The organism is Eubacterium sp. MSJ-13 (genome assembly GCF_018918235.1).
In the GTDB taxonomy this organism is placed as follows: Bacteria; Bacillota; Clostridia; order Lachnospirales; family Lachnospiraceae; genus Butyribacter.
Window position 1 is genome coordinate 1 of sequence record NZ_JAHLQE010000010.1, and the last position, 2,761, is coordinate 2,761.

The following is a 2,761-nucleotide window of genomic DNA, read 5'->3' on the forward strand; positions in this document are numbered from 1 at the left end:
TATAAAATAATCAGTTATATGTATTGCGGCAGTGTTTGATATTTTCATAGTCAACCTCGTTTCTAGTTTACTTTGTTTACATATAATTAATAATTATACATTAAAAAAGAGTATTTGTGTGGTATAAATCGAAAAGTGGTCAGATTTTAGAGAAAAGTGGTAAAAAAGATATAAATTTACCACTTTTCATTAAAATCCGACCACTTTTCGGTCTTTTTGTTTTTTGAATAATAAAAGGTGTTATAGTTTCAAGTGTACTAAAGTTAACAAACTAAAAGTACAAAATTTGATCTGATAAAGTTTATGAAAGACCACATTCAGAGCATAAAGAAAGGAGAGAAGAATTTTGAAAACACTTAATGAACTTATTAAGGAGCATGGTCAAAAAATTGGCAAAGTAGTAGTGAATATTTCACAGTCAAGTTGCAACTATATGATGTATGAACCTAAGTAACCTGACGGATTGAAAGAGTTTATACATATTTGCACTAAAAAATGAAGGCTATATTTTTTTATTTTGTACATTGATTGACGAGAAGATAAAAATGAAATTTTCACTTTCTAACTCTAAATAGAGTGAGAGGATTCACAATGTAAATAGAAGTTGTAGATTTTGTATAAAAGGTGAACATATGTATTATAAAGATATACAAAATTGAAATCTGAAAATATACAATAATATAGGAGAAAATAATGGTAAAGAAGAATTTTATTAGAAAACTAAAAAAGCTTTTTATTTTAGTATTTGCATGCCTTATAGTATTAAGTGGTCCGGCTTATGTAAGTGCAGATAGTGATGGGAATACATGTAGTGTTGGCATAGCAACTGTAGGAAAATATACTGATTGGGATGACTTAGATGATTTGGAGGCACCTAGTAGTATTGCTAACGACATTTATGAAAATTTTAAGAGTGGACAAGCAAAAAAATGGTCAGTGGGTTTTTTGTTAACTAATACTGGTGTATTTGAAAATGTATTTAAAGGTAAATCACTTAATGGTCAAGATGATTTATATGCTGATAATGTAGATTTGTTATTTTATTCGGGACATGGTTTGAAACCTAATAAACATGGGGCAGGAAACTATTATTCTTTTGCATTGGATTATAAAAAAGGAAAACATTATGCAAAACAAACAGAAATGTATCTAGGCAATAAAGATTTGGAGTGGTTTGTAACATTTACATGTAATTTCCTTAATGGAGGGTTAAGTTCAGTTGGTCATATGGCTAAAGGCGTTCATAGTATTTGTGGTTACACAACAACAACGCTTTTAGTTTCAAATATGGGAAGTGTTATGTGTAATAAGTTAAAAAAGGGAATTTCAGTAAAGGAAGCATTTTTTGCTACAGCGGATGAAACACAGCCATGGTCAGATTTTCATAATAGACAAGCAGCGGTATTTACAACTAAAGATTGTGCCGCAGATCGAATTTGGGGGTATGGCTCTCAGGCGGAAGATCCAAAACCGTATTCAGATGCTCCAAAGGATTATGTTATGTATTATTATAGATATTAAAGTGAGGTGTTTATATGAAAAAGAAAATAGTGACAACAGTAGCAATAATTCTAACAATTGCAATTATTATTTTTGGAATGCATATCAAATATGGTGCAAATCAGAAAGAAAATAAACAGGATGCAAAAGCAGAGAAAATAACTTTAAATAGTCTTGCTGTTAGTGCGTCTGGAGAAGAAGTGTCAAAGGTGGACTATAATAAAAATATTGATGTGCAGAAAGTGTTTTCAAATAAAAGGGCTGTTTATAAGATTAAATCATATGAGTATTCTGAAAAAGATATAGGTAAAATAGCTGAAACATTAAATTCAAAGGTTGAAAATAAAGATAAATCAGCTAATGTTGCTACGCAATATGATTTGGATGATGGTGGTTATATATCATATTATGAAAATTCTGGAGGTTTAACTTATATATCAAATTCTAATACACTGGATGAAACAGAGGGTATAAAGTTTGACAAAGAGAAATGTAAGAAAGTAGCAGAAGATTTTATAAAAAAATCCGGCATAATCAATTATGATGAACTTGAACTGCGAAATGCTAATGTTGGACAGACTGTTGAAACATCGGAAGGAGAACAGGATATATCGTATGTTTTATATTATATCAAGAAAAATCCTGCTGATATAGAATATTATGGAGTAGGTCCAGGAATAAAAATTGTGATTGACAGTAAATATAAAATTGCCCAATTTACATCGGTGAATAAAGAAATGTTAAAAGAAGCTGGTGAATACCAAACTATAGATAAGGATGAGGCAACACAAAGAATTATTGCAGGAAAGGATGTTCAAATTGATGGAGTATCTGTTGATGAAAAGTCTGGGGTATCGATTAACAGTGTAAAAATATGTTTGTATAGTGATCCATTGGGGATGGAACAAAAGTATTTTGCGCCTTATTATGTAATGGAGGGGAAAGATAAGAATAAGGAAAAAATAACAATCATAGTACCGGCAATAAAAGATGAAAATGTTGTTTACAATTAAGTTGAAATTATAAGTAATTCTGTGTGACAGATTGAAGTTATTGGTGTATAGCTTGACACTTGCTGTTAAGCTATGCACCAATAACTAAATTTTACAAGATTACAAAAAAAGTCAAAAAAAATAGTTGACATGTAAAAAACAGTATGATATAGTAATGTCGTTGTCGAAAGACAGCGATATTATTTTATATTATATGCGCTTCTAGCTCAGTTGGCAGAGCACCTGACTCTTAATCAGGGTGTCCAGGG

General features: G+C 30.5%; 2 protein-coding genes. Both read left to right on the forward strand.

Features of this window, described 5'->3' with window-relative positions:
- Positions 1 to 693: 693 nt before the first annotated feature.
- Complete coding sequence (locus KQI69_RS00410) at positions 694 to 1,521, forward strand: DUF6345 domain-containing protein (protein WP_216563296.1); 828 nt, start codon at positions 694 to 696, stop codon at positions 1,519 to 1,521.
- Between the two features lie 14 nt (positions 1,522 to 1,535).
- A complete protein-coding gene (locus tag KQI69_RS00415) occupies positions 1,536 to 2,513 on the forward strand; it encodes a hypothetical protein (protein ID WP_216563298.1) in 978 nt (325 codons plus the stop codon).
- Positions 2,514 to 2,761: the final 248 nt, after the last annotated feature.